This window comes from Bacillus sp. FSL H8-0492, assembly GCF_038006145.1.
GTDB classification, from domain to species: domain Bacteria; phylum Bacillota; class Bacilli; order Bacillales; family Bacillaceae_G; genus Bacillus_A; species Bacillus_A mycoides.
In genome coordinates, this window is the sequence record NZ_JBBOUP010000001.1 from 372,253 (window position 1) to 393,221 (window position 20,969).

Here is a 20,969-nt window from a genome sequence, read left to right on the forward strand (position 1 = left end):
TATTATGCCTATAACTTGGAGGCTATGTGAATGTTAAGTGATCAGACGAGATATTCTAGGCTCGCGAATATAACAAAAATAATAAATACAAAATTAGAACTACGTGAAGTATTGCAGCGTGTAACAATGGCGATATCAGAGGAGATTGTTAGGTGCAACGCTGTTGGAATTTATTTACCCCAGGAAGATGGAACATTTAGAGGGTTTGCAGGGAAACCAGAGACCATAAATGGCGTAACGCTCGATACTCAGGTAATTGATCCTGAAATAGACTTATTGGCAAAAGAAGTTATTGAAACAAAAAAAACCATCTATATCCCTGATACCTCAAAGGATCCTCGGCCGGATCCAAGACCAGTTGATGCGTTCAAAATTAAGTCCTTATTAGCCTTGCCTATCTCATTTGGACAAGAGTTATTTGGTCTGGTTTTTTTATTTGATTATGGAGTTCCAATGAACTTAACAGATTCAGAGATTCAAAGTGTTGAAGCTTATGTAAATATGGCTGCGGTCGCAATTCAAAACGCAAATAATTTAACACAAAAGGAAAACCTTATTGCCGAGAAGCAGCTGTTACTAGATGTTACCCGTGATTTATCAATGTGTTCCTCGATACAGGAGAGTTTTGATAAATGTTTTTTTTACTTAGGACAGATTTTAGAGAGTAAAAACATGGCTGCCCACCTTTTAGACCCGCTAGACAAAACAACGATTAAAACAACGAAGTTAAGCAAGGACTGTGATTGGACAGAAGTGGATTGGATGGAGAAAAGCTATGAAGCCAAGATCCAAGAGGTTATTCAAACAAAAAATATAGATAGTAAGGGTCTACTGATGATTCCATTGGTTTCAATGGGAGAAGTATTAGGGGTAATCGTCGTGGGCAAAGAGGGAAAAGCTCACAATTATGATAATTCCCAAATTCAACTGGCAAAATCTATCGTTGATGCCACAGCTCCTACGTTTTCAAACTTGTTATATATGGATCAACTTGAAAGCATGGTGGAAGAGCGAACGAGAGAACTAGCTGCTGCTAATGAAAAAGTTACAAGTGTGATTGAAATTATTACGGATGGATTCTTTACTTTGAATAATAAATGGGAATTCACGTACGTAAATAAGCATCAATATTTTCCACAAAGAAAAACAGCAAAAGATGTATTAGGTAAGAATATATGGGAGGTCTTCCCGAGTAGCGTCGACGCAGTTATGTATAAGGAATTTCATCGTGCAATGTCAGAGCGAATTACAGTTCATTTTGAATTTTTTTCTATCTCTGATGAATATTGGCACGAAGTTATTGCATACCCGTATGATGATGGTATTTGTTGTATTTTTAAAAACATAACGGAAAAAAAGCAATATGAGCAGGAATTGAAAAGGTTATCCAACATAGATTTAATAGGGCAAATGGCAGCAGGTATCAGCCATGAGATTAGAAATCCAATGACAACAGTAAGAGGATTTTTGCAGTTATTAAAAGAAGAGCACACCTATGAGAAACATAATAAGTACTTTAAATTAATGATTGAAGAACTTGACCGTGCCAATTCTATTATTACTGAATTTCTCTCAATGGGTAATACAAAGAAATCGGATTTGCAGATGTTAGATTTAAATTCAATTATCCACGATATTATTCCTTTAATAAAGATTGATACGTATAATCAAAATAAATATATTCAAGTCGATACAAATGACATTCCAGAATTACTTTTAAATCGTAATGAGATACGGCAATTATTAATAAACCTATACCGTAATGGCTTAGAAGCGATGAGCACAGGAAAAATTCTAACCATTAGCACCTACAAGGAATGTCAAAATTGTGTGGTGCTTGCAGTGCGGGATCAAGGAAAAGGTATCAGGCCTGAAGTATTAGAGAAACTGGGTACTCCATTTTACACGACCAAAGATAATGGAACTGGATTGGGATTAGGCGTATGTTATGCTATTGCTACCCGGCATAATGCGAAAATAGAAATTCAAACAGGCTCGGAAGGCACTACCTTTTTTGTTAAATTTAATTATGAAAATAATGAACAATAACCTCATTTAGATTAGTTACGGTGAACCGTACCACAAATAAAAAGGAAAACCTAAGTAAACACAATCAATATATTTCACCTGAATTTTGCGTAACATTCATGTTTGAGTTGCCCACTAAATTAGAGTTGCATAAAAAGAAATGGACTAACCTATATCAGGTTAGTCCATTTTTAAGTGTGTTAATTAATAGTAAATCCCCATACGTAATTTTGCGCGATTATCCCACCCTTTTTTGCTGTTTTAAAATCATCCCCAAAAGCATTAATCCACCTAAGACTACAAAACCTACCTCTAAAATGTTAAAGTAGTAACTTAACGATATTAATTTATACATGCTAAAAGCATTACTATAATCAACATTTCAGGAGGAAATACAATGGCAATGAGCAACAACGATATATTAAAAAGAGTAAGATACGCTTTAGATATAAGAGATATAGATATGGTAGAAATCTTTGAACTTGGCGGGATGGAAGTAACGAAAGAGGACGTACTTGATATGCTTACAAAAGTAAAGAGAAGTCCACAACATGAAGCGGAAGATGATGATGTAATCGAAGATGAGTACGTATTAACATGCAACATGATGATGCTAGAGGCATTTTTAAATGGATTTATTACTTTAAAAAGAGGGAAGCAAGATCCGAAACCAGGGCAACCGGCACCTGTACAGAGCAAGGAGAGTGCCAATAACCTTCTTTTAAAGAAAATGAAAATAGCACTATCTTTAACGAGTGAAGATGTGCTTGATATATTAGATAGCGTAGGCGTCATCGTAACAAAAGGAGAGTTAGGCGCTTTATTAAGAAAGAAAGGCCATAAGCATTACAAAGAGTGCGGCGATAGATACGCAAGGAATTTCATTAAGGGATTAGGTGTAAAGTACAGAGGATAATAAGTTCGGTGAAACAGTAAATGATATAATGGATAGAGTAGGGCGTTTGTGTCCTATTCTTTTTTATTTGTAAAATAATATACTAGGTGATGAAATGGTACATACATATTTAGGTGAGACAATTAATTTTCATATAACTTATAAGAAGAAAAAGACGGCGCGTCTTTTTGTAGATTCGTATGGGAATGTGGAAGTGCAGGCTCCGAAAGGGACACCTGTTGAATACTTAGTCCAATTGTTAGAGGAGAAATGGGATTGGATTCAGGCAACACGTAAGGAAATGCAGGAGCGAGCGCTTGGACCACAGGAAAAGGGTTATGATCAAGGAGAGGGCTTTCTGTATTTAGGGAATACGTATCCGATACAGATTTCTCAAGATGCAAGTATTACGCAAGACAATGCAGTTTTTGAAGGGGATAAGCTACACATTTATGTGAATGAGCTTAAGGATGAGAAAATACAACAAGCGTTAAAACGATTTTACTATAAGCAGTGTAAGTCATTAGTAGAGAAGAGTATTAAAGTGCATCAAAGTAACTTCAAAACAAAGCCGCGTTCTATTCGTATTACAGATAGTAGCCGCACATGGGGAACGTGTGATTCAAATTTACAGCTAACATTCAATTGGAAGTTAGCGATGGCACCACAGCGAGTAATTGATTATGTAGTTGTTCATGAAATGTGTCATATGGTTCATCTAAATCATGATCGATCTTTTTGGCGTCTTGTTGGCAAGATAATGCCTGATTATAAGGAAATGGAAAACTGGTTAGCGTTATCTAGTTGGAAGATGACGGTTTAGTAGTGCGATTTATATAGGTTACGATTATTGTCAATACTTGTCGGTAAGTCGATATATTTCAAAAATCGCTGATAAATTTGGAGTTGCGGTCAATATATTCAAAAAATCGCTCATATAATCTCATTTACCAGGTAATTATTGAATGAGGAGAAAGTAAAAGGAGATGTCACAGTGGACATCTCCTTTTACGGGTGTAGGAATTATCGTCCAAACTTCACAACGAAATTCCCATCTATTTTCTCCATCTCATATCCGCGATATCCCTCCGAAAGTAACGCTTGCTTTTCACTAACATCACTCATCGGAATATCTTTAACATCCGTCCAATCTCTTTCTGTATCCTTACGCAATTCCTTCACAAAAACATACCGCATACTACCGCCATACTTCTCCTTCAGCGCAGCAATTTCCATTCCTTGCGCGAACTTATCTTTTAAACTAGGAATGTTGAAAGGTGCAACGGTGCAGCAAACGTAATCGTATTTGCTGTCTTCTTTTTGTAATTTATCCATGATGACTGTGGCTAATATTTTTTGCATGCCATTTCCTCGGCAGTTTGGATGAACGTTTGAGATTTCTTGATAGATGACGCGGTGTAGCTGACTTTCTGGTAGACCAATATCAAGCCCTAAATGTTCATCGTCGATAGGAGGGACTAGTAGGGCACGAAATGCGATGAGCTCGTTTTGTATAAACGCACCGATCATCATGCCGTTTCCTTCTAGAATGTATTGAAATTCTTCTAGCGAGAGTGGTTGTAAACGACCTTTATCTTCTAGCGCTTCAACTATAACGTTTTGTAATGATAAAATTTGTTCCATATGTTCTAAAGATAGTAATGTAACGTGAAATGAATCGTTGTTTTGTTTTAATTTTCCTTCGTAAAGAATCGTCATGCGTTAGTCCTCCTTTAGCGTACAACGTCTTGAAAGACGGTTAGTTCTTGTAATATATTTTCGTTCATTTCAATGCCAAGTCCCGGCTTTTCGTTTAAGCGAATAAATGGTACGTCGTAATGTAAGTTTCCGATGTTTTTCGTGAATTTTAATGGTCCTGTTAGCTCGACGCTAGTAATGATTTTTTTTGAGAAAGCGACATGGAATCCTGCGGAAGAGGCAACAGATGATTCGACCATGGATCCAACTTGGCATTCAATGCCTGCCATTTCAGCTTGATGAGCGAGTTTTACAGCTGGATATATGCCGCCGCATTTCATTAGTTTTATATTCACTTTATCAGCTGCGTCTAATTTAATAATTTGGCGCATTTCACGAGAGCCTTTTAGTCCTTCATCAATCATAAGCGGAAGATCTGTTTTCGAACGAATATGAGCCATTGCGTCAATATCATCCGCTACAACAGGTTGTTCAATCCAGTCGACGTTTAAATGACCTAATGAACGAAGTGCTGTTAATGTGTTTGCACTATTTTTCCACCCTTGGTTTACATCAACGCGAATCGCGATATCATTTCCTACACGTTCACGTACAGCTTCAATTCGTTTTACATCTTCTTTTACATTTGTACCGACTTTCATTTTGAAAGATTGGTAACCTTTTTGAATTATAGAGGCAGCTTCTTCAGCCATGTCTTCTGGATCTGCAATACTTAAGACGTGAGTGACAGGAAACTCTTCATGATAGCGTCCGCCAATTAATTGATATACAGGTTGATTTAATTTTTTGCCCATTATATCAAAACAAGCGATATCAATCGCAGCTTTCGCTGTAGGAACACTGTAAATCGTATTGTCCATCATATCGTGTATTTTTTCGATATTCATTGGATTTTTCCCAATTAGAGCAGGAGCTAGTGTATGTTTTAAAACATGGAAAGTACTTTCCCATGATTCACCTGTAACGTGATCATCAGCAACGCCTTCACCGTAACCGATAATGCCTTCATCTGTTTCCATTTTGACGATAATAGAAGGCATATCAGAATAAGAACCATAACTAATAACAAACGGATTGCGAAGTGGTAAACGAATTGCGTAAAGATGAATAGCTGTAATTTTCATTGAATAAAGACCCCTTCCTGTTTACAATGGTTTTGTACATTTGATATAGTTGACGTTAAATAGTCGTTAATTAATGATAAGGAGTTAGAGAAAATGATGATAAAAATTGCAGTTGTCGGTTCAAAAGAGTTTATGGAGAATCTTTTACCTATTGCTCATAAACTAGAAGAAATAGAGATTGATCCATATATTTACCTTCATCCGGCAGAATCTTCTGAACTATTAAAGCGTTTAAAACCTTGTGATGCTATCTTTTTCTCAGGTGCCCTACCTTATTATATGGCAAAAGAAATAAGAGAACAATTACCAATTCCAAGTGTATATTTGCAGCAAGACGAGACAACTGTCGCATCTTCACTCCTTTCTATAATATACCATCAAAGTATTCAACCTCATAAAATTTCAATTGATTTAGTAGATCGTTCGTTTATTACAAATGTGTTCCATGACATCGGTCTGAAAGAAACGCCGCAAGTGATGGATTATGAAAATATGTTATGGAGTAATGATGAAATTAAGAGAATCATTGATTTTCATTTAGCTAAATATCAATCTGGAGAGGTTGATTTAGCTTTAACTAGTATTCACGCTGTCTACGATGAACTTCAAAAAATAGGGATTCCTTCAGAGCGTATGATAGATCCAACGCAATCAATTATACATGGGTTAAAAGATGCAAAAATAAAAGCTGAGTTAGCAAAAAGCCATTCAGCTACTGTTGGTGCTTGTATTATATCCTTTATAGAGTTACAAGAAAGCTCGCTTGAACAATTAAATGTAATTTCAAAAGAATTACGTGGTTCATTTAAACAAGTTGATGAAATGACTTTTATTTTGTATACAACTCGTGGTGATATTGAATTGAGTATAAAAACAAATACGATAGATCGTTTATTTATGAATATAGAAGACGCAGTATCTATTGGATTTGGTTACGGAAAAACAGTAAATGAAGCGGAACAAAATGCAAAAATCGCTCGAGGTTTCGCAAAGAATAATCCGATAGAAAGCTGCTTTTATATACTAACAAGTGATAAAGAATTATTTGGTCCGTTCCCGAAAGAACAGAGAGTACAAAGTTTGAAAAACGATAATCCTGAATTAATGAAAATAGCGAAGGAAACGAAGCTTAGTCCTGCAAACTTGTCAAAAATTATTCAGTTTAGTCAATCGCATCCATCATTGAAATTTACAGCGGCGGATCTTTCTGAGTACTTACAAGTGACTCGGCGATCGACGGAAAGGCTGTTAAAGAAATTAGTTGATTACAGATATGCCAATATTTGCGGCGAGGAAATGCCCTATCAACAAGGGCGCCCTCGTGCAATATATGAGCTAAATTTACCGTTGTATTCGTTTCAAAAATTTTAAGCTTCTAGTTGTGCTTTTTGCTTTTTCAGTAGGGCTGCTTTTTCAATATCAGATAGCTTCGTAATTGTGAAGCCAGTTATACCATAAATGATTGAGATAATAGGTACGATGAAATTCAATATAGCATAAGGAGCATATTCGAATGCACCGACTCCAAGTGTTGCGAGTATAAATACACCACATGTATTCCAAGGTACGAAAACAGAAGTTAATGTTCCACCATCTTCTAATGCTCTGGATAAATTTTTAGAATGTAGTCCTTTTTCTGTGTACGCATTTGCATACATTCTTGAAGGAACAACAATCGAAATATATTGTTCAGAGCAAGTAAGATTCGTTGCAAAGCAAGATGCGATAGTAGAAGCGATAAGTCCTTTTGATGATGTCGCTAATTTTAAAATTTGATTTACAATTGAGCGAAGAATGCCAGTATGTTCTAGTACTCCTCCGAAAGTCATAGCGACAATTGTCATAGAAACTGTATTCATCATCGAATCTAAGCCACCGCGGTTAAATAGTTCGTCTACTAGCTTGTTTCCAGTGTCTATGACAAATCCAGTTTGGAGTGCACCGACAGATGCTGAGACAGAACCACCTTGAATAAAGACTTGTGATAAAAATCCTAAAATAATACCTACGAGAATAGCTGGTATAGCTGGTACTTTTTTAGCGACCAATACCATAACGACTACGGGTATGATTAATAGGAAAGGCGAGATAACAAAGTTTTGTTGCAATACTTGTAACGTTTGATCGATGCTTTTTGCATCAATATTGTTATCACCGAAGCTTCTTCCTAATAAAGCATAGACGATAAGAGTAATAATTAAACCTGGAATTGTAGTAAATAACATATGACGAATATGTACGAATAAATCTGTATTTGTTAATCCTGCGGCTAAGTTTGTTGTGTCTGAAAGCGGTGACATTTTATCGCCAAAATAAGAACCGGAAATTATAGCACCGGCAACCATTGGAGCTGGGATTCCCATACTTAGGCCAATTCCCATTCCAGCAACACCGATTGTTCCCATTGTAGACCAAGAGCTACCGATTGCTAATGCAACGATAGAACAAATAATTGTAATTGAAACTAAAAATAGTGATGGAGTTAAAAGTTTTAAGCCGTAATAAATCATAGTAGCGACGATTCCGCCGCCAATCCAAGCACCGATCGTTAAACCTACAAGAATAATGATAACGATAGCGGGTAATGCAAGGCGAATTCCTTTATACATCGATTCTTCAATGTCATTCCATTTGTAACCGTATCGCCAAGCGACGATCGAAGCAACGGTTGTACCGATAATAAGTGGGACGTGAGGGCTTTGTTCTAATACAACAATTGTAACCATCATAACTGCAACTGTAATGATAATAGGGATTATTGCTATGCCAAAAGGTATTTCTCTTTTCATAAACTGCCTCCTCATTATGTATGTTTGTATTTTTAGAATTGTCGCAAAATAGACGTTATTAAGTTATAATAACTAAAAATAGATGTAAGCGTCAATATAAAAACAGAAAATATCGAATCTTCTATTTGTATGGATATCTTTATAAGGTGAGTTGAAATCGGGTATTAACGGTATTAAAAAATAAACAATTGACTTTTTTCTTAAAATTCAATATGTTCATAAAAACATCTGTTTTTCATAAGTATAATTAATCTGAATGGTTTGTAATTAGGGGAAGGAGAATGAAGCTTTGAAAACATTAGAACTACAAGAGCGTTTAACTGAAATTTTTCAGCATTTACATGAAAACCCTGAAGTAAGCTGGAAGGAATATGAAACGACAGCTTATATTACTAACTTTCTAAAAGAAGAAGGAATTTCATATAAAATATTTGATGATTGCCCTGGCGTGATTGCTGAAATCGGAAGAGGGAATCCAGTTATCGCGATTCGTGCTGATATGGATGCACTATGGCAAGAAGTAGACGGAGAATTTAAAGCGAATCACTCATGCGGCCACGATGCTCATATGACAATTGTGATGGGCCTTATTTTACAATTGAAAAATATGAGATGGGATAGCGGTACTGTTAGATTTATTTTTCAGCCGGCAGAGGAAAAAGGAAGTGGTTCCTTAAAGATGGTAGAGAAGGGCGCCGTGGATGATGCTGATTTCTTATTTGGTGTTCATTTAAGGCCGATTGAAGAACTGCCTTTGAAACAAGCAGCCCCATCTATTCGTCACGGAGCTGCAGCATTTTTAGAAGGGATGATTCATGGAGATGATGCACACGGGGCACGCCCACATCAAGGTATAAATGCAATTGATATCATTTCGATGATCAATATTGGATTGAAAAATATATGGTTACCGCCGCAGACGTCTTATTCTGTTAAGATGACGAGATGCCAAGCTGGTGGTGATAATCTAAATATTATTCCAGGTAACGGGCACTTTAGTTTAGATGTAAGAGCAGAAAATAACATATTGCTAGATGAATTGAAGCGAAAAATAGAGCAAGTAATTCAATCAGCTGAATCAATGGGATCTAAACTTTCTTATGAGTGGATTGATCTCGCACCAGGAGCTGAAGTGTCAGAAGAAGCTGAGCGTTTCATGCGGAAAGGCATTCTTGAAGTGTACGGGGAAGAGGGATGTACTGGACCACTGTATACGACAGGAAGCGATGATTTCCATTACTACACAGTGAAAAGACCCCATTTAAAAGCTGTCATGCTTGGACTAGGGGCGAACTTACAACCTGGATTACACCATCCGTATATGAAGTTTGATCATAGCTGTATAATGGATGGAGTAGAAATATTGAAACAAACTGTATTGAAAGTATTAGAAGACAGGGGCTAGAAAGCTCCTGTTTTTTGTAGGGACTTGTCGTTAAGTTGATATATTCGATTTTGCGGCGATATAATTTCACGTACCAATTAATTTGATGAAAAATTCTCCTCTAGTACATGGTGTATAATAATAAGTACCATTTGTTAATAGGAGAAAAAAATGAACGAACAATATTACGATGCTGTATTAAATATAAAAACCGTCGGTGAGCAAAAAGGATTTAATAAGTCTATGCATTATCACCGTTATGAACCGACGCCATATAGCGGATTAGATGAGTTATTGAATCAATATGAAATAACAAGTAGCGATCGAATTGTAGACTTCGGGTGCGGAAAAGGGAGATTGAATTTTTACATGCACCATAAGTGTGGTGCTTCGGCCGTTGGGATTGAAATGAATGAAGAGTTTTATAAAGAAGCAATGGATAATCGTGATCGTTATGCGCGAAAAGTGAGAAACAGTAAAGATAAAATTCGGTTTGAATGTTGTTTAGCGCAGGAATATGAGATTGATCCACGTGATAACCGGTTTTATTTCTTCAATCCATTTTCTGTTCAAGTGTTTATGAATGTAGTAAATAACATTTTGCTTTCAGTAGAAGCGGTGGAGAGAGAAATTGATATTATTTTATACTACCCTTCTGAAGATTATATTTTCTTCTTGGAGAATCAGACTGCATTTGAATTGAAGAAGGAAATAAGATTACCGGGTGCTTATGAGAAGAATGGGAATGAGAGATTTTTAGTTTATACATTAGGATTATAAAAAAAGCAGGTGCCTTGGCACCTGCTTTTTTAAAACTCACGTTTATATAATTAGTTACGGATTAAGTAATCAAATGCACCTAAAGCTGCATTCGCACCTGAACCCATAGAGATGATGATTTGTTTGTACGGATTATTTGTACAGTCACCTGCACCAAACACTCCTGGTACGTTTGTAGCCCCGTGCTTGTCTGTTACGATTTCACCGCGAACGCGTTCAACTGTTTCGCCTAACCAGTCTGTGTTTGGCACAAGACCGATTTGAACGAATACACCTTGTAATTCAACATGGTGTACTTCTTCAGTTTCACGATCGATGTAAGAAATACCGTTTACTTTGTCAGTACCAGTAATTTCTTTCGTTTGAACGTTTTTCAGAACAGTTACGTTAGGTAAGCTGTTAAGACGTTCTTGTAATACAGCATCAGCTTTTAATTCTGGCATGAATTCAAGAACAGTTACGTGCTTAACAATACCTGCTAAGTCAATAGCTGCTTCAATACCAGAGTTACCACCGCCGATAACCGCTACATCTTTTCCGATGAATAATGGACCGTCACAGTGTGGGCAGTATGCTACACCTTTGTTTTTGAACTCAGCTTCACCCGGTACGCCAACATTACGCCAGCGAGCACCTGTTGAAACGATTACGCTCTTACTTTTCAGAATAGCGCCGTTTTCAAGTTCCACTTCAATAAGTTCTTTTTTCTCTAAACGTTTCGCACGTTGTAGATTCATTACATCGATGTCGTATTCTTTTACGTGCTCTTCAAGGCTTGCTACTAGCTTAGGACCTTCAGTGCGTTTTACGCTGATGAAGTTCTCAATACCCATAGTATCCATTACTTGACCACCGAAGCGCTCAGCAACGATACCAGTGCGGATGCCTTTACGTGCTGCATAAATTGCTGCACTTGCACCAGCTGGGCCGCCACCAACAACAAGAACATCGTATGGATCTTTATCAGAAAGCTCTGATGCATCTGGACCGTTACCCATTTTAGCTAAAATTTCTTCAAGTGTCATACGACCGCTTCCGAAAGATTCACCGTTTAGGTAAACAGTTGGTACTGCCATGATGTCTTTACTTTCTACTTCCTCTTTAAATGCAGCGCCATCAATCATAGTATGTGTAATACCAGAGTTTAGAACGCTCATTACGTTAAGAGCTTGTACAACATCAGGACAGTTATGACAACTTAGGCTGATATAAGATTCAAAATGATATTCGCCTTGAATGTTTTTGATTTGATCGATTAATTTTTGTTCAACTTTTGGAGCACGTCCACTAACTTGTAGTAAAGCTAACACTAATGAAGTAAATTCGTGTCCTAATGGAATACCAGCGAATACGACACCAGTGTCTTCACCAGGGCGATTTACACTAAAGCTTGGTGTTCTCTCTAGTTCAACTTTTTCTACTGTAATCTTAGATGACATAGTAGCTAATTCATCTACTAGAGATAACATATCTTTAGATACGTTATCGTCTCCTGCGCTCACTTTAAGTAAAATATCGTTCTCCATTAACTGAAGGTATTGGGATAGTTGTGTTTTTATATCTGCATCTAGTATCATTTTGATCGAACTCCTTAGATTTTGCCTACAAGGTCAAGGCTTGGTTTAAGTGTTGCAGAACCCTCTTGCCATTTAGCTGGACAAACTTCACCTGGGTTGTTACGTACGTATTGAGCTGCTTTAATTTTGTTAACAAGAATGCTTGCGTCACGGCCGATACCGTCAGCATTGATTTCCATAGATTGGATAACGCCGTCTGGATCGATGATGAATGTACCACGAGCAGCAAGACCTTCTTCTTCCATTAAAACGTTGAAGTTTGTAGTGATTGTGCGAGTTGGGTCACCAATCATAATGTATTCGATTTTGCCGATAGTTTCTGAGCTATCATGCCATGCTTTGTGAGTGAAGTGAGTGTCTGTAGATACAGAGTATACTTCAACGCCTAAGTCTTTTAGAGTTGCGTATTGGTTTTGTAAGTCTTCAAGTTCAGTTGGACAAACGAATGTGAAGTCTGCTGGATAGAAACAAACTACGCTCCATTTTCCTTTTAAACTTTCGTCAGTAACTTGGATAAATTCTCCATTATGGTAAGCATTAGCTTTAAACGGTTTTACTTCTGTGCCGATTAATAACATATTAAAATTCCTCCTAAAGGTTGGTTTTGAGCATCGGAAATTAGTTTGCTCATAAAATATATTTTTTAATTAACTATAATAATTCTAATTCGATATTAATTATCATATAGAAGTGGTTATTTTGTCAAGAGAATAAACCAACTTTATACCAATTTAATTAATATTTATTCTCAATTAAGGCTGCTAGGGAATTAAAAGGTAATTTTCAAGTCATAAATTTTCAATGAGTGTTTGAAAGAGTAGTGTGTATGTTAGAGACATGGTGTAAGTATAAATTCTTAGGAAGGAAATATTTCTTAGAAGTTGTGGATTTGAAAAGGAACTGCTTACTTCTATTTTACAAAGAATTGTGCAATAAATAAAACAAAATGTATCGGAATCTTTGTGAACAATTATTGTCATCTTAAATATATATAATAAGAAGTATATTGCAATGAGAAATAGAAACATTGACGCTCATTTCTAACAAGATATAATAAAAGCGAGATATGTATTGCAATAGAGAAGATATAGTATAGATTGAAAAAGTTTCAGTCTATTATTTTTTACGGCTTTTAGAAAACGTTTACATTTAGTGTGGAGGGGAAACCATGTCTAAGTTTACGAAGTATTTTTTAATGGAAGCTAAAGATGTGATTGCATATGTGCAAGAGAAATTACCTAAGTTCGAGCATGCAAAGGGGCTAAAGTGTAAAGAAATAGGTGATGGTAATTTAAATTATGTGTTCCGCGTTTGGGATGAACAGAAGAACATTTCTGTCATTGTAAAGCAAGCTGGGGATACAGCGCGTATTTCAGATGAGTTTAAGTTGTCGACGAATCGAATCCGTATAGAATCAGATGTATTGCGATTAGAAGGAGAGTTAGCATCTGGACTCGTGCCAAATGTATATTTGTTTGATAGTGTGATGAATTGTTGCGTGATGGAAGATTTATCAAATCACACAATATTGCGTACAGCACTCATAAATCATCAAATGTTTCCGAGGCTTGCTGATGATTTAACTACTTTTATGGTAAATACCCTTCTATTAACATCAGATGTTGTAATGAATCATAAAGAAAAGAAGGAACTCGTGAAAAATTATATAAATCCTGAGTTATGTGAGATTACAGAGGACCTCGTATATTCAGAGCCATTTACAAATCATAATAAACGCAACGAATTGTTTCAATTAAACGAAGGATGGATTAGAGAGCATATTTATAGTGATAAAGAGCTTCGTATGGAAGTAGCAAAACTTAAGTTTTCGTTTATGACGAATGCACAAGCGCTACTTCACGGTGATTTACATACTGGTTCTGTTTTTGTAAAAAGTGATTCTACAAAGGTTATTGATCCTGAATTTGCTTTTTATGGACCTATGGGATATGACGTTGGGAATATAATGGCGAATTTAATGTTTGCATGGGTGAATGCAGATGCAGTGATGCAATCTGGTATTGAGAAAGATACATATATGAACTGGATAGAATCTACCATGATAGATGTAATTGATTTATTTAAGAAGAAGTTTTTAGATGCTTGGGATATTCATGTGACAGAGATTATGGCGAAGGAAGAAGGCTTTAACCGAGTTTATTTACAATCTGTATTAGAGGATACAGCTGCAGTGACGGGTCTTGAGTTAATTCGTCGTATTGTTGGTCTAGCGAAGGTAAAGGATATGACTTGTATTGAGAATGAAGAGGCGCGTGCTAGAGCGGAGCGAATTTGTCTTCAGACAGCGAAGAAGTTTATTTTACAAGCGAATCAATATAAAACAGGTAGCAGCTTTGTAGAAACGTTAAAAAAACAGTCAATGCATAGTGCGAAATAAGGGGAGAAGATGATGGCAGAGCAATTAATACCAATTCAGTGGAAAGATGATGCTTTAGTGTTATTGGATCAAACGGTATTACCGAACGAAGTAGTCTATGAATCTTTTAAAACGGCTGAAGGTGTGTGGGATGCGATTCAAGTAATGAAAGTACGAGGAGCGCCGGCAATAGGTGTTTCAGCAGCCTACGGTGTGTATTTAGGAGTAAAGGAAGTTGCGGAAAGTTTGGCGGAAGAATTCATAGCGGAAGTAAAAAAGGTATGTGCATACTTAGCGACATCAAGACCGACGGCAGTAAATTTATTTTGGGCGCTTGAAAGAATGGAAAGTGTCGCGAAAGAGAATGCTCACTTATCAATTGCGCAGTTGAAAGATAGATTATTAGAAGAAGCAAAAGAGATTCATAGAGAAGATGAAGAAATTAACCGTCAAATTGGAGAACATGCATTAACATTATTCCATGATGGCATGGGGGTATTAACGCATTGTAATGCAGGTGCGTTAGCAACGACTAAGTATGGCACTGCGACAGCTCCAATGTACTTAGCGAAAAAAAAAGGATGGGACTTGAAAATCTATTCCGATGAAACACGCCCTAGATTACAAGGTTCAACGTTAACGGCATTAGAACTGCAGCGAGCGGGAATTGATGTAACGGTCATTACAGATAATATGGCGGCAATGGTCATGTCACAAGGGAAAATCGATGCAGTAATCGTTGGATGTGATCGTGTAGCAGCAAACGGGGATGTAGCAAATAAAATTGGAACATTAGGTGTTTCGATTTTGGCTAAATATTATAACATTCCGTTTTATGTAGCAGCACCAACGCCGACAATTGATTTGAAAACACTGACAGGAAAAGAAATTCCAATTGAAGAAAGGGATGCTTCTGAAGTGATCAATCGTTTCGGACAATACTCTGCTCCTCAAGAAAGTAAAGTATACAATCCGGCATTCGATGTCACGCCATATGAAAATGTAACAGCGATTATTACGGAAAAGGGAATTGTGAGAGCACCGTTTATGGAGAATTTAAAAAAGCTATTTCAATAAGTAGATAGTTTTTAGAAAAATAGTCATCATAAGTTTCTTACTAGGGGGATGTATATGTTACTGCAAAAAGAAAGAGAAGAAGTTGTAGCGTACGGAAAGAAAATGATTTCTAGTGGTTTAACAAAGGGGACTGGCGGTAATATTAGTATTTTTAATCGTGAACAAGGTCTTGTTGCAATTAGCCCAAGTGGTCTAGATTATTATGAAACGACGCCTGAAGATGTAGTTATATTGAATTTAGATGGTGAAGTGATAGAAGGAGAGAGAAAACCATCAAGCGAATTAGATATGCACCTTATCTATTATAGAAATCGTGAAGATATAAATGCGCTTGTACATACACATTCTCCTTATGCCAAGACAATCGCATCATTAGGATGGGAACTTCCTGCTGTATCATATTTAATTGCTTTCGCAGGCCCGAATGTACGCTGTGCACCATATGAAACATTTGGTACGAAGCAATTAGCAGAGGCAGCTTTCGAGGGCATGATTGATCGCCGTGCAGTTTTACTTGCGAACCATGGTTTAATGGCCGGAGCGAATAATATAAAAATGGCGTTTACTATTGCAGAAGAAATTGAGTTTTGTGCTCAAATCTATTACCAAACGAAAAGTGTTGGGGAACCAAAATTATTGCCAGAAGACGAGATGGAGAATTTGTCGAAGAAGTTTGAAGGGTATGGACAGCAGTAAAATGAAATGAAAACACCCTCAAGAAAAAATCTTGAGGGTGTTTCTTACACTTTCTTAAGCAACAAATACATAAAGTAAGGTGCACCAATTAAAGCAACGACAATACCAGCTGGAATGCCGCTAGGTTCGACGATATTTCGTCCAATTGTATCCGCTAGTAGTAATAACCATCCGCCGATTAAAACGGCGATAGGGATGAATATTTGATGTCTTGGACCTACTAAAGATTTGGCGATGTGAGGAGCCATAAGTCCGATAAAGCTAATGCCTCCTGTTACGGAAACAGCAGCGGCAGCAAGTGCAACGGCTGCGATTAATAAGTATCTTCGTTCTTTTTCAATTTCAATTCCAACACCGATTGCTACTGGTTCGTTTAATGCTAGTATATTTAATCGATTTGCTTTATAGAAGACAAATGGGATTAATACGATTAGCCATGGAAGCATTGCTAAAACAAATGTCCAGTCATCTCCCCAAATGTTTCCGGCAATCCATTTAGCGATAAAGTCTACTTTCATACGATCTGCAGATGAAATAAGTACAATCATCGCGCCAGATAGTGCAAAGGAAAAACCGATGCCGGTTAATGTTAATCTTATTGGCTGAAGGCCTGTGGATTTGCTATATGAAAATACGTAAATTAGAACAGCTGTTAGAAACGCACCGATAAATCCAACGACTGGTAGTAGGTAAAGGAATGAACCTACGTCTATCGGGAAGTATAGAAAGAAAAAAGCAACTGCAACACCAGCACCAGCGTTAATGCCGAGAATACCAGGTTCAGCTAAATCGTTTCGGGTAATACCTTGTAATACAGCACCTGATAAAGCGAGTGCCATACCAGCTAATAATGTAATGACGATTCTAGGTAGCCTTAAAGAATATAAAACGAATTCTTCTTTAAATGAACCTTGTCCCATAAGTGTTGGGATTAATCTGTCATAGGAGAGAGCGGCAGAACCGAGTCCCATTCCAATTACAATTGTTGTGATGGTAAGTATGAGTAATGCAAGTATGATAAGGCGTTGTTTCTTTAGAATAGATTGCATCATGAGAAAGTTCTTCCTCCTTTACGTACAATAAATAGGAAGAATGGTAATCCTACAATTGCGACGATTGCAGCAACTGGTGTTTCATACGGAGCGTTAATTGTACGTCCGATTGTATCTGCGAGCAGCATAAAGGAAGCACCAGTGATCGCTGACATCGGTATAACAAAACGGTAATCTGGTCCAACGATTGGACGAACCATATGAGGTATCATTAAGCCGATAAATGCCATGTTTCCGACAAGCGCTACAGAAGCACCTGCAAGCAAGATAATAATGATAAATAAAATTGTTTTAATGACGATAATTTTTTGACCGAGTCCAACAGCAACTTCTTCACTAAAACTAAGAACTGTTAATTTCTTTGCAAGTAAGATAGCGATAAATATACTTATTGAAATAACCGGAATAATAATTTTTAATTGGCTCCAACTCGTTCCAATTACGCCCCCAGCCGTCCACATTGATACATCTTGTGAAATTTTAAAGTAAATGCCAACACCTTCTGAGATTGCAAGTAGAAATGCTGAAACAGCAGCACCAGCTAATACAATTCGAAGAGGGGAAAGTCCGCCCTTTTTCACCATGCCAATTCCAAATACCATAATAGCGCCAATTGCAGCACCGATAAAGCAAGCTAGTGTTAAGTAAAGGTAGCTTATAGAAGGATTGAAGGCAAGTGTTAGTGCAAGTGCAGCATTTGCGCCACCAGTTAGGCCAAGTAATCCAGGATCGGCAAGTGGGTTTCGCGTTAATCCTTGCATAATTGCACCAGAAACAGCGAGTCCAGCTCCTACAAAAATAGCAGCAACTTCACGTGGTAAACGTATTTCACGAAGGATGGATAGCTTATCTCCTTTAGCAGAGGAAGTAAGTGCTAACCATACGTCTTTTATAGAAGTATCTGCAGCGCCTAACACCATTGCAAACATAAAAATAAGAAAGAATGCAATGATACTCAAAATTAATTTGTATGTAAAAGCGTTGGAACGTAGGTTGTCTTGCTCTTTTTTCATTCGTTTCACATCTTTTCTTTTCATAGAATAAAGGAAGAGGAATTCTTAAATTAAGAATTCCTCATGTTTGTATTATTGACCAAGAAAGCTCTTCTTGAAGAAGTCTAGTTGGAAATCTAATGTAAGTGGATCATTGAAATAGAATTCCATCATGTTTGCTTCATATACACGATTATTTTTTACTGCTGGAATGTTTTTATATGATTCTGTCTCTTGGAATGAGTTATCAGTATCTTTGTTTTTACTTACGATTAAGTAATCACCAGCAAACTCAGGTAATACCTCAGTAGATAATGCGTAGTATCCTTCTTTTAAAGCTTTTTCTTTTACTTTTTCAGGCATTTTTAATTTCATTTCTTGGTAAAGAATTTCTGTTCCGCGGCCCCAGTTTTCGCCGTATACGTAAAGCTGTTTGTTGAAGTTTTCAACAACAGAAACGGTTGCATCTTCACCGATCTTCGCTTTAATGTCTTTTCCAGCTGTTTGTGCGCGTTTCTTGAAATCATCAACCCAAGTTTTTGCTTCTTTTTCTTTATTTAATAATTTACCGATTTCTAAGTGTTGTGTTAAGTAATCAACTTTTCCGTAAGTGTATGTTACAGTAGGAGCGATTTTCTTTAACTTATCAACATTTTTAATATTTGATAAACCAATGATTAAATCTGGATTTAATTCTGCAATCTTTTCAACATTTTCATCTGATACTTCAGCGACATTTTTCAGTTTGCTATCGAAACGTGGGTTTTGTTTAGACCATGAATCTACCCCAACAAGATTTACCCCTAATGACATTACGTTACCAGCGAATGATGATAGGACAACAACACGTTGTGGATTTGCTGGAACTTCTACTTTACCATTTTCAGATTGGTATGTAATTGTTTCTGATTTCTTACCTTTTGCGTCGTTCTTCTTGTCTGTTGAACCGTTGCTACAAGCACTCATAACAAGGACGAACAGAACTGTTAGTGAAATAAATAATTTTTTCATCGTCTTTCTCCTTTAAATAGATGATATGTGTATACAATAATTTGTTTAACTGCAATCTTTTTGAAAGAGTAGTGGTAATACAGAATACAAAATATTTATTAAAAATCTTGAATATGAGATTTCATAATATAGTATTGACCATATTAATGAAAGAAGATGTAATCCCAAATTTGCTAATTATTAACAAACTGATAATGATTATCACTATTGATTCTTTAAATAATATAATTTTATATAGGTGTATTGTCAATAGTAATTTTGATTGTAAATTTTGCGGAAACAGGTTATATTTTATTGAGAATGATAATCAATTTCTAATAGCTGAGGAGTGGGCACGAATGAATCGAGAAGAATTGTTTGATGTAACTGTGATAGGCGGAGGACCTGCAGGGCTTTATTCAGCTTTTTATAGCGGACTAAGAGAGATGAAAACGAAAATAATAGAATTTCAACCACAGTTAGGTGGTAAAATACATGTTTATCCAGAAAAAATGATTTGGGATATCGGCGGATTATTACCGGTTACTGGTGAGAAATTAATTGAGCAACTTGTACAACAAGGATTAACATTCCAGCCTGAAGTTGTATTGAATACAAAAATAGAATCAATTATTCGTAATGAAGAGGGTATTTTTACGTTGAAAACAAGCTCTGGGGAAGAACATTTTTCAAAAACGGTGATCGTCGCAACTGGGAGTGGTATATTGAATCCACAAAAGTTATCAATTGAAGGTGCAGAGAGATTCGAAGTCTCAAATTTAAATTATACAGTTAAATCGTTAAAACGTTTCAAAGATAAAACGGTAATTATTTCAGGCGGAGGGAACTCTGCAATTGATTGGGCAAATGAATTAGAACCGATTGCGAAAAAAGTTTATTTAACATATAGAAAAGAAGAATTATCTGGTCATGAAGCACAAGTAAAACAACTTATGAACAGTTCGGCAGAATGTTTCTTTAATACATCGATTACAAAATTAATTGCTGGTGATAACCATGAAGCAATTGAATATGTAGAATTAACAAATCATGAAACAGGAGAGATTTCTCATTTATCTATCGATGAAGTTATTATTAATCATGGATATGAACGTGATATTACATTATTGGAAAATAGTGAGTTAGATGTTGCAATTATAGATAATTTTTATATTGCAGGTAATGCAAATAGTGAGTCGTCTGTAGATGGATTATATGCTGCTGGAGATATTTTAAAGCATGACGGGAAATTACATTTAATTGCAGGGGCATTCCAAGATGCTGGAAACGCTGTGAATAAAGCGAAACAATTTATTCAACCTGATGCAAGTGAGTACGGAATGGTTTCTTCTCATAATGAAGTATTTAAGAAGAGAAATCGAGAATTGATTAAGCAGATGATGAAATAATAAAGGAACAAGTATACCCCCATTTACTTCTCTATTCGTATGGATGAGAGAGGTAAATGGGGGTTTTCCTGTTTATTATA

At 36.5% G+C, this 20,969-nt stretch carries 18 protein-coding genes; 10 read left to right on the forward strand and 8 right to left on the reverse strand.

What is annotated here, in order from left to right:
• Positions 1-30 precede the first annotated feature (30 nt).
• The 3 genes from MHH66_RS02000 to MHH66_RS02010 all read left to right on the forward strand — a co-directional run bounded on the left by MHH66_RS02000 (position 31) and on the right by MHH66_RS02010 (position 3,746).
• Positions 31-2,049, forward strand: coding sequence for a GAF domain-containing sensor histidine kinase (locus tag MHH66_RS02000; RefSeq protein WP_078185482.1), 2,019 nt, complete (start codon positions 31-33; stop codon positions 2,047-2,049).
• A 376-nt stretch (positions 2,050-2,425) separates the two neighbouring features.
• Positions 2,426-2,944, forward strand: coding sequence for a YehS family protein (locus tag MHH66_RS02005; protein WP_002029506.1), 519 nt, complete (start codon positions 2,426-2,428; stop codon positions 2,942-2,944).
• A gap of 94 nt (positions 2,945-3,038) precedes the next feature.
• On the forward strand, positions 3,039-3,746 hold the full coding sequence (locus MHH66_RS02010) for a M48 family metallopeptidase (protein ID WP_016103213.1): 708 nt from the start codon (positions 3,039-3,041) through the stop codon (positions 3,744-3,746).
• Between the two features lie 200 nt (positions 3,747-3,946).
• Here MHH66_RS02010 and MHH66_RS02015 read toward each other — a convergent pair whose 3' ends face one another.
• Both MHH66_RS02015 and MHH66_RS02020 read right to left on the reverse strand, forming a co-directional pair.
• The gene (locus tag MHH66_RS02015) at positions 3,947-4,642 is read right to left on the reverse strand and encodes an N-acetyltransferase (RefSeq protein WP_078185481.1); all 696 of its coding nucleotides are present in this window, start codon (positions 4,640-4,642) and stop codon (positions 3,947-3,949) included.
• A gap of 14 nt (positions 4,643-4,656) precedes the next feature.
• Complete coding sequence (locus MHH66_RS02020; protein ID WP_078185480.1) at positions 4,657-5,766, reverse strand: mandelate racemase/muconate lactonizing enzyme family protein; 1,110 nt, start codon at positions 5,764-5,766, stop codon at positions 4,657-4,659.
• A 93-nt stretch (positions 5,767-5,859) separates the two neighbouring features.
• Here MHH66_RS02020 and MHH66_RS02025 point away from each other — a divergent pair, with 93 nt between their 5' ends.
• On the forward strand, positions 5,860-7,137 hold the full coding sequence (locus MHH66_RS02025) for a hypothetical protein (protein WP_060751292.1): 1,278 nt from the start codon (positions 5,860-5,862) through the stop codon (positions 7,135-7,137).
• Here the strand turns inward: MHH66_RS02025 and nhaC are convergent.
• Complete coding sequence (gene nhaC, locus MHH66_RS02030) at positions 7,134-8,555, reverse strand: Na+/H+ antiporter NhaC (RefSeq protein ID WP_078185479.1); 1,422 nt, start codon at positions 8,553-8,555, stop codon at positions 7,134-7,136. The two genes, MHH66_RS02025 and nhaC, sit on opposite strands and share 4 nt — an antisense overlap.
• A gap of 289 nt (positions 8,556-8,844) precedes the next feature.
• On the opposite strand from nhaC, the gene MHH66_RS02035 reads away from it, so the two are divergent.
• Together MHH66_RS02035 and MHH66_RS02040 are read left to right on the forward strand one after the other, a co-directional pair.
• Positions 8,845-9,960, forward strand: coding sequence for a M20 peptidase aminoacylase family protein (locus MHH66_RS02035; RefSeq protein ID WP_078185478.1), 1,116 nt, complete (start codon positions 8,845-8,847; stop codon positions 9,958-9,960).
• Between the two features lie 150 nt (positions 9,961-10,110).
• Complete coding sequence (locus tag MHH66_RS02040) at positions 10,111-10,719, forward strand: SAM-dependent methyltransferase (protein WP_016103219.1); 609 nt, start codon at positions 10,111-10,113, stop codon at positions 10,717-10,719.
• A 50-nt stretch (positions 10,720-10,769) separates the two neighbouring features.
• On the opposite strand, the gene ahpF is transcribed toward MHH66_RS02040, so the two are convergent.
• Entirely contained in the window at positions 10,770-12,296 is a 1,527-nt protein-coding gene (gene ahpF, locus MHH66_RS02045) for an alkyl hydroperoxide reductase subunit F (RefSeq protein ID WP_002124933.1), read from the reverse strand.
• Between the two features lie 14 nt (positions 12,297-12,310).
• Positions 12,311-12,874 (reverse strand): alkyl hydroperoxide reductase subunit C, encoded by a 564-nt coding sequence (gene ahpC / locus MHH66_RS02050; protein WP_000924420.1) that lies wholly within the window; start codon positions 12,872-12,874, stop codon positions 12,311-12,313.
• Between the two features lie 590 nt (positions 12,875-13,464).
• Between ahpC and mtnK the strand changes: the two genes are divergently transcribed.
• Genes mtnK through MHH66_RS02065 form a run of 3 tightly spaced genes read left to right on the forward strand, consistent with a single transcriptional unit; the run spans position 13,465 to position 16,446 of the window.
• On the forward strand, positions 13,465-14,694 hold the full coding sequence (mtnK, locus tag MHH66_RS02055; protein WP_063217666.1) for an S-methyl-5-thioribose kinase: 1,230 nt from the start codon (positions 13,465-13,467) through the stop codon (positions 14,692-14,694).
• 12 nt (positions 14,695-14,706) lie between these two features.
• A complete protein-coding gene (gene mtnA / locus MHH66_RS02060) occupies positions 14,707-15,750 on the forward strand; it encodes an S-methyl-5-thioribose-1-phosphate isomerase (RefSeq protein WP_078185477.1) in 1,044 nt (347 codons plus the stop codon).
• A gap of 54 nt (positions 15,751-15,804) precedes the next feature.
• Positions 15,805-16,446: an L-fuculose-phosphate aldolase gene (locus MHH66_RS02065; protein ID WP_002010177.1), complete on the forward strand. Its 642-nt coding sequence runs from the start codon at positions 15,805-15,807 to the stop codon at positions 16,444-16,446.
• A 44-nt stretch (positions 16,447-16,490) separates the two neighbouring features.
• On the opposite strand, the gene MHH66_RS02070 is transcribed toward MHH66_RS02065, so the two are convergent.
• Genes MHH66_RS02070 through MHH66_RS02080 form a run of 3 tightly spaced genes read right to left on the reverse strand, consistent with a single transcriptional unit; the run spans position 16,491 to position 19,501 of the window.
• Positions 16,491-17,498, reverse strand: coding sequence for a FecCD family ABC transporter permease (locus tag MHH66_RS02070; protein ID WP_002191791.1), 1,008 nt, complete (start codon positions 17,496-17,498; stop codon positions 16,491-16,493).
• Positions 17,495-18,535, reverse strand: coding sequence for a FecCD family ABC transporter permease (locus MHH66_RS02075; protein ID WP_078185476.1), 1,041 nt, complete (start codon positions 18,533-18,535; stop codon positions 17,495-17,497). Before MHH66_RS02075 ends, MHH66_RS02070 begins: the two co-directional genes overlap by 4 nt.
• A gap of 48 nt (positions 18,536-18,583) precedes the next feature.
• Positions 18,584-19,501, reverse strand: coding sequence for an iron-hydroxamate ABC transporter substrate-binding protein (locus MHH66_RS02080; RefSeq protein WP_000732562.1), 918 nt, complete (start codon positions 19,499-19,501; stop codon positions 18,584-18,586).
• A 338-nt stretch (positions 19,502-19,839) separates the two neighbouring features.
• On the opposite strand from MHH66_RS02080, the gene MHH66_RS02085 reads away from it, so the two are divergent.
• Positions 19,840-20,889 carry an NAD(P)/FAD-dependent oxidoreductase gene (locus MHH66_RS02085; RefSeq protein WP_078185145.1) on the forward strand — a complete coding sequence of 350 codons (1,050 nt, stop codon included), beginning with the start codon at positions 19,840-19,842 and terminating at the stop codon, positions 20,887-20,889.
• Positions 20,890-20,969 lie beyond the last annotated feature (80 nt).

Coding starts and splice junctions, on each gene's coding strand:
- MHH66_RS02000 (WP_078185482.1), top strand. CDS start 31: ATGTTAAGTGATCAGACGAGATATTCTAGGCTCGCGAATATAACAAAA.
- MHH66_RS02005 (WP_002029506.1), top strand. CDS start 2,426: ATGGCAATGAGCAACAACGATATATTAAAAAGAGTAAGATACGCTTTA.
- MHH66_RS02010 (WP_016103213.1), top strand. CDS start 3,039: ATGGTACATACATATTTAGGTGAGACAATTAATTTTCATATAACTTAT.
- MHH66_RS02015 (WP_078185481.1), bottom strand. CDS start 4,642: ATGACGATTCTTTACGAAGGAAAATTAAAACAAAACAACGATTCATTT.
- MHH66_RS02020 (WP_078185480.1), bottom strand. CDS start 5,766: ATGAAAATTACAGCTATTCATCTTTACGCAATTCGTTTACCACTTCGC.
- MHH66_RS02025 (WP_060751292.1), top strand. CDS start 5,860: ATGATGATAAAAATTGCAGTTGTCGGTTCAAAAGAGTTTATGGAGAAT.
- nhaC (WP_078185479.1), bottom strand. CDS start 8,555: ATGAAAAGAGAAATACCTTTTGGCATAGCAATAATCCCTATTATCATT.
- MHH66_RS02040 (WP_016103219.1), top strand. CDS start 10,111: ATGAACGAACAATATTACGATGCTGTATTAAATATAAAAACCGTCGGT.
- ahpF (WP_002124933.1), bottom strand. CDS start 12,296: ATGATACTAGATGCAGATATAAAAACACAACTATCCCAATACCTTCAG.
- ahpC (WP_000924420.1), bottom strand. CDS start 12,874: ATGTTATTAATCGGCACAGAAGTAAAACCGTTTAAAGCTAATGCTTAC.
- mtnK (WP_063217666.1), top strand. CDS start 13,465: ATGTCTAAGTTTACGAAGTATTTTTTAATGGAAGCTAAAGATGTGATT.
- mtnA (WP_078185477.1), top strand. CDS start 14,707: ATGGCAGAGCAATTAATACCAATTCAGTGGAAAGATGATGCTTTAGTG.
- MHH66_RS02065 (WP_002010177.1), top strand. CDS start 15,805: ATGTTACTGCAAAAAGAAAGAGAAGAAGTTGTAGCGTACGGAAAGAAA.
- MHH66_RS02070 (WP_002191791.1), bottom strand. CDS start 17,498: ATGATGCAATCTATTCTAAAGAAACAACGCCTTATCATACTTGCATTA.
- MHH66_RS02075 (WP_078185476.1), bottom strand. CDS start 18,535: ATGAAAAGAAAAGATGTGAAACGAATGAAAAAAGAGCAAGACAACCTA.
- MHH66_RS02080 (WP_000732562.1), bottom strand. CDS start 19,501: ATGAAAAAATTATTTATTTCACTAACAGTTCTGTTCGTCCTTGTTATG.
- MHH66_RS02085 (WP_078185145.1), top strand. CDS start 19,840: ATGAATCGAGAAGAATTGTTTGATGTAACTGTGATAGGCGGAGGACCT.